Origin of the sequence: Clostridium tarantellae, from assembly GCF_009295725.1 — a bacterium.
Lineage (GTDB): Bacteria > Bacillota > Clostridia > Clostridiales > Clostridiaceae > Sarcina > Sarcina tarantellae.
The window spans coordinates 1-5,999 of the sequence record NZ_WHJC01000207.1 but is presented as its reverse complement, the minus strand read 5'-3'; the positions used below and the strand labels follow the sequence as shown (position 1 = coordinate 5,999).

Annotated in this window: 7 protein-coding genes; 2 read left to right on the top strand and 5 right to left on the bottom strand. The window is 25.0% G+C overall.

All coding sequences use genetic code 11. From position 1 onward, the window contains the following. Nucleotides 1-129: 129 nt before the first annotated feature. The 5 genes from GBZ86_RS11595 to GBZ86_RS11575 form a co-directional block, all read right to left on the bottom strand. The gene (locus GBZ86_RS11595; protein ID WP_152890841.1) at nt 130-648 is read right to left on the bottom strand and encodes a signal peptidase I; all 519 of its coding nucleotides are present in this window, start codon (nt 646-648) and stop codon (nt 130-132) included. Between the two features lie 39 nt (nt 649-687). After that, nucleotides 688-1,956, bottom strand: a complete 1,269-nt coding sequence (locus GBZ86_RS11590; protein WP_152890839.1) for a SipW-dependent-type signal peptide-containing protein — start codon at nt 1,954-1,956, stop codon at nt 688-690. 21 nt (nt 1,957-1,977) lie between these two features. Next, entirely contained in the window at nt 1,978-2,571 is a 594-nt protein-coding gene (locus GBZ86_RS11585) for a hypothetical protein (RefSeq protein ID WP_152890837.1), read from the bottom strand. Between the two features lie 5 nt (nt 2,572-2,576). Next, nucleotides 2,577-3,239 carry a hypothetical protein gene (locus GBZ86_RS11580; RefSeq protein ID WP_152890835.1) on the bottom strand — a complete coding sequence of 221 codons (663 nt, stop codon included), beginning with the start codon at nt 3,237-3,239 and terminating at the stop codon, nt 2,577-2,579. A 94-nt stretch (nt 3,240-3,333) separates the two neighbouring features. Further along, entirely contained in the window at nt 3,334-3,891 is a 558-nt protein-coding gene (locus GBZ86_RS11575) for a SipW-dependent-type signal peptide-containing protein (protein WP_152890834.1), read from the bottom strand. A 417-nt stretch (nt 3,892-4,308) separates the two neighbouring features. Between GBZ86_RS11575 and GBZ86_RS11570 the strand changes: the two genes are divergently transcribed. Together GBZ86_RS11570 and GBZ86_RS11565 are read left to right on the top strand one after the other, a co-directional pair. Continuing rightward, nucleotides 4,309-5,595 carry an NCS2 family permease gene (locus tag GBZ86_RS11570; RefSeq protein WP_152890832.1) on the top strand — a complete coding sequence of 429 codons (1,287 nt, stop codon included), beginning with the start codon at nt 4,309-4,311 and terminating at the stop codon, nt 5,593-5,595. Between the two features lie 67 nt (nt 5,596-5,662). Further along, nucleotides 5,663-5,863, top strand: a complete 201-nt coding sequence (locus GBZ86_RS11565; RefSeq protein WP_152890830.1) for a hypothetical protein — start codon at nt 5,663-5,665, stop codon at nt 5,861-5,863. Nucleotides 5,864-5,999 lie beyond the last annotated feature (136 nt).

Below are 5,999 nucleotides of genomic sequence, written 5' to 3'. Positions count from 1 at the left end.
TCTATTATCAGTATTTTTTTTAGTCATCATATTTATCACCCAATATTATTTTATAAGAAAATGGAAAGGCTGTCGACTTTGTCGACAGCCTGAAGCTATGAATATTAAATTCATAGCTTTTTATTATCTTTAAATATTCTTATTTTTTTCTTTAATATTATCTTCTTTTTTTGAAAATACATCCCATAATATACTTAAAGCAATTATAACTAATAATATTGGTACAAAAAGTGGATGAGAAGTAAATGAGAATAAATATCCTAATTTAGGAATTACTGTTAAGACTTTACCTATAACATCTTTTGATTTTATAACTTCACTATCTTCTACATTATTATTATCACCCTTAGTTATAAATCCTGCTTCTTCTTTTTCTATAATTCTATGAGTTACAATTTTATTATCATAGTTAAAGGTAATTATGTCATTAACATTTAGCTTTTCAGGATTTTCATGCTTTATTACTACTAAATCTCCTGGTTCAATTTCTGGTGACATACTACCAGTTAATATAGTGTATGTTCTAAATCCTATAGTTTTAAATATTTTATCTGATTTAGTTAAAATATTATTTACTAAAACTAATATTATTAAAGCTAAAAATATATAGGATATAATATTCATTATTTTTTTCTTTTTATTTATCATTTTTTCTTCCCCTTTTTGTTGCTAATTATTAAAGCCAAATTATTTAACTTCATCGGAACTATCTAGTATATTTTCATTCTTTACATTAGAATTATCAATATCTTTATTTACATTTTCACTGACATTATTATTTATATCTTTATTATTTATATCTTTTAATTCAGTATTATCATCTAAAGAACTCTTTTCTTTTTCATTTAATAACTTTGATTTTAAACTTTCAAGTTCTTCACTAAATGTTACATTATTATCTGGATTAAACTCTTCTTTAGGATCATCTTCTCCTATGTTTAAAGTAATTTTTTTAGTAATTGTGGAGCTTTCTCCAGCATAATCATAAACATAATTAATTTGTAGTTCATTTCTAACTATACCTGCATAAAATTCCTTTTCATTTACTAATTGTTGAACTAATGGATACATTGGACTATTTTCTTCCCATAAAATTTTATAAATAATTTCTCCAGTTGGTGAAAAATCTAATTGCCAATGTCTAGAATTAGCAGATATTTTATCAATTAAATTATTTAAAGAACTCTCTGTAGAATTTTTAGTATAGTATCCTCTACTAGCAATATCAAATATTATTAAATCCGCTTCTTCTGATGGTTCTTTATGCTGCCCAACTTGTACATATTTACCTTGTGTTTCATCCCAATTAAAAGTACGAGTTCTTTCTTCTTTTGAATTTAATATAATGTTTTCATTAGAGTTTTCTGTTATTAAATATTCTTTATTTTTATTAAGATTTTTTAAAATATGATTTTGATCAATATTTAATTTTTGATGTTTGTAATTTAATTTTCCTATATCAGCCCCATTATGAGCTCCATTAGAAATAGCAACTATATGATGTATTGCCGCACCATATTCTTCTCCAGCATTATTTTTACTTCCCATCCAAGAATAGTTTCCTTCTCCTACAGTTCCTATTAATGCTTTTCTACTAACTAATTTATTATTATTATTTTCAATTAACTGAAACCTTTGCTTTTCATCTACATTTTCATCTATATTAACTTTTTCCTTATTAAAATAATTTGTTATATATTGTGAAGCATTATTTAACCATTTTTCATAATTAACAGTTGCCTTGCTTTCAAATCCATCATCTGTTTTAATCATTCCACTATACATAGGTCCAATTGAAGAATATACATTCATAGTAGCTTCTGGAAATTCACCTATTGAAATAGAGTTATCTTTACTTGTTGCTCTATCAGTAAAATATGCATAACTACCAGTTGCACCTGTAAAAGCTAAGGCTAATCCTGTCATCATAGCAATTAATTTATTTTTTAATTTCATAACTTATTACCTCCTAAGCTCCTACTTCCATTTAATATTATCATTTTGAGTAGACAAAATGTCTATAGAAAAATTTATCTTTTTTCCTTCAAAACTTTTATTTAATTCGTCACTAGCAGTTACAGAAAATTCACCTATTATTCTTTCATTACTTTTTAAAATAATATTATTATCATTATTTTGTATTTCTTTATATTCTTCATTTAAAAGTTCATTTAAATTTCCAGAATAATTTTTTGAAATATTTTCTCCAGAAATATTTTTAAAAACTAAATTATAAGTGAAATTTTGTAGCTCTTCAGGAGTCATACCTACTCCATTATAAAATTTAAATTTTAATATTTGATCTATTGTTCCTATATTATCTATATTAAAAGTATCTACTTTTGTTTTCCCAGGTAATAATCCATCTATTTGTAATTGTACTTTTTTATTTTCTTCTGATTTTGATCCAAATTCAACATCTAAATTTCCAAAATTAATTGATATATCTGCTTTAACTAGTTCAATATCTTTAAAGTATGCAAAACTCATACTAGTACCCGCTATGCCAATTGCTAAAGCTAATAATATTGTACTAACTTTTTCTTTATTGTAAATTTTTTTCTTGCTCATAAGTTTTATACCTCCTCTTTCAGAGGTTTAGTTAACATATTTTCATTAACTAATTCTAAAAATATATCATAACTACCTAATGCTATATTTTTATAATTAGACTTATTTTCAGTTAACTTTGACTCTTCTGCATATTCATATATAATTCCTAATATAAACTCTTTTTTCAAAGCTTTTGCATTATTGTTCATATCTTTTGAAAGACTTATGGTTATATCAAAAACCTTTTTTTCTCCTGCTTTTACTTTAATTTGTTCTAATAAATCTACTTTTTTTTCTTTAAAAGCATCTTTAAAGCTTCCTGAATATAATTCCTCTCCTTTATAAGATATTTCTATAAAAGAATTATTCATAAAAGCATCATACTCTTTATCACTTTCAAATATATCTTTATTATTTTTATAATTTTTTAAAAAACTCTTATTAAATGTAAATTTCTCAATTACTATATCTTTATTACTGCTATTCTCTATAAAAAACTCACTTTTCTTACTCATACCTGGTTGCCACATACCATCTTTTTCAGAAAAAATTCCTTCATTTTTACCTTTTGTGGATTCTATTTTCACATCCTTAATATTAGGATTTGCTAATACTGTAGAAAACTTTACTACCGCTAAAACACCTATAGTTGCTATTAAGGCCATAACTATATTTTTATATTTCATAAATCTCCACCAACTTATCTTTAAATATACTATAAGCCCTAATTTTCATTAGGGCTTACAAAAATTATATTGATTTAACAGCTTTATAGCTTGTCTACTCTTTGTGTGCTTGCTCTCCAGTAATTGTTATAAATGGAGTATCTTCTCCTAAGATATAAGCTAAATCAAATTCAGCATTCTCAAAATCATTTCCTAAATCTGGATTAACAGTTAAAGTTAATTCAACATTTATAGGATCTCCATTTACATCTACTGTATGATCTCCTAAACCTTCTGCTTGTAAAGTGAATACTTCATCAAAAGTAACAGGTGTTCCATCTTCTTTTTCACCTACTTTAGTTTCTCCTAATCCTTCAACTAAATCAATTGTTATAGTTGAATCTAATGAACCAAAGTTTTCAACTAATATATCTCTTGTGAAAACTTCACCTGGTCTAACATCTACAGTATAACCAACTTCATCCATTTTTGCATTACCATGAGTTGCAATAACCCAATCTGCATCTGTAACTTCTACATCAATATCTCCTAATACGATACCCACTTTAGTTGTAACTTCTGCTTTATCAGTAAAATATGCAAATGATCCTGCAGTAGCTCCTACTAATAATGTTCCTGCTAATAATAATCCTGCTAATTTTTTCTTATTCATAATAACCTCTCCTTCAACCCAAAAAAATATTCTTTACTTGAAATTATATTTTCAAATCCATATTTTTTCCAATGAACATTTTTAATTATTTGTAAATATTTTGATTATTTTTTTATTAAAACCATTTAAACCATTTTATTACACTAATGTATTATTAATTTTAACGATACATTTTATCAATTTCATATATTTAATCCTTTTCTAATATTATTTTTATTAATTCAACCCTACATTTCTTTGCCATTTTATTAAATAATTTTATTGTTTTTTAAAAAAATAATTTATATGTTTCGTCAAATATTGATACTTAACTTTTTAATTCCAATTAATACTTTTTATTACACAAGAAAATTTAAAATATTATGTTATAATACTATGGTGTTGTCTTTTATTAGTTTTACAAAGGAAGGGATACAAATGAAAAAAATTTTTGATTTAAAAGCACATGAAACAAGTGTTAAAACAGAAGTTTTAGCTGGTTTAACATCGTTTTTTGCAGCAGTATATATTATTGTTGTAAACGCTAGTATTTTAAGCGATGGTGGTGTTGCTATGGAACCATTAATAATAGCAACTTCATTAGCATCATTGGTAGGATGTTTATTAATATGTTTTTTAGGTAATGCGCCTCTTATTCTTATGCCGGGTATGGGAATAAATGCTTTATTTACTTATACTATAGTAAATACTATGGGATTATCTTTCCAAGAAGCATTAGCAGCAGTTGTTGTTGCTGGATTACTATTTTTAATAGTTGCAATTACTCCTCTTGCTAAAATATTAACTGAATCAATTCCTACTACTTTAAAGGAAGCTATAACAGTAGGAATAGGACTTTTTATTACATTTATAGGATTTCAAAAAGCAGGTTTAATAGTTGCACATCCATCAACATTAGTTAAGCTTGGAAATATATTTACACCTGAAGTTTTAGCATTTTTATTAACATTAATAATTACATTAATATTATTTATTAAAAATGTTCCTGGCGGATTCTTAATAGGAATTATTGGTGGAACTGTTATTTCAGCATTATTAGGTGTTGTTGATTTATCTAAAGCATCTTTTGCTTTACCAAACTTTAGTTCATATAAAGATGTATTTTGGGCAATGGACTTTACAGCTATAACATTACCAAAGTTTTGGATAGCAACATTTTCTTTATTATTAGTATTAGTTTTTGAAAATATAGGTTTATTACATGGACAAGTTGATGGAATGCTAAAGCAACCTCATAAAACACATAAATCTTTAATAGCAGTAGCTTTATCAACTGCAGCATGTGGTATCTTTGGAAGTAGTCCATCTGTTTCTACAGTTGAAGGAAGTGCTGGAATAGCTGCTGGTGGAAAAACTGGTTTAACTTCTTTAATTGCTGGTATATTATTCTTATTATCATTATTCTTTATTCCGATAATAACTTTAATACCAAATGCAGCTGTTGCACCAATACTTATAATTATAGGTTGTCTTATGATGAAAAATGTTATACATATTAACTTTGATGATTTTACAGAATCATTCCCTGCATTTTTAACTTTAGCTTTAATTCCACTTACATTTAGTATAGTTGATGGAATAGCTTTCGGTTTCATAAGTTATCCTATTTGTAAGATTGCTGGAAAGAAATTTAAAGATATTTCAATTGCAATGTACATAGTTTCATCAATATTTTTAATATATTTCTTACTTCAAGTAATTTAATGTTTTTGAAACATTAAATTTAAATAAGTATATAATATTATTAAATTAATCTATAAGGTGAACATATATGACAATATTTGAATTGCCTCCATCAGAACTTACTGCTTTAGCAGTTTTATTAGGTATTAATATTTCTAAATCCTATACTGTTCAAGAATTAGAAATATTAGTATCTCTTTTAGAAGTACTAATAGGTATATTAGATTTAACTATTGTTTCTAATGAAAAAGAGGTAAAGAAACATTCAGATTTTGTTAATAAAATTTAAAAAATAAAACTCACTTAATTAATTAAGTGAGTTTTATTTTTTAAATTTTTATAGTTTTCTTGTATAAATATGCACAAAATTTATTTTTTTTATATTTTTATTCACAAAAATATTGATTTTATAAAATATTATATAT

Coding starts and splice junctions, on each gene's coding strand:
- GBZ86_RS11595 (WP_152890841.1), bottom strand. CDS start 648: ATGATAAATAAAAAGAAAAAAATAATGAATATTATATCCTATATATTT.
- GBZ86_RS11590 (WP_152890839.1), bottom strand. CDS start 1,956: ATGAAATTAAAAAATAAATTAATTGCTATGATGACAGGATTAGCCTTA.
- GBZ86_RS11585 (WP_152890837.1), bottom strand. CDS start 2,571: ATGAGCAAGAAAAAAATTTACAATAAAGAAAAAGTTAGTACAATATTA.
- GBZ86_RS11580 (WP_152890835.1), bottom strand. CDS start 3,239: ATGAAATATAAAAATATAGTTATGGCCTTAATAGCAACTATAGGTGTT.
- GBZ86_RS11575 (WP_152890834.1), bottom strand. CDS start 3,891: ATGAATAAGAAAAAATTAGCAGGATTATTATTAGCAGGAACATTATTA.
- GBZ86_RS11570 (WP_152890832.1), top strand. CDS start 4,309: ATGAAAAAAATTTTTGATTTAAAAGCACATGAAACAAGTGTTAAAACA.
- GBZ86_RS11565 (WP_152890830.1), top strand. CDS start 5,663: ATGACAATATTTGAATTGCCTCCATCAGAACTTACTGCTTTAGCAGTT.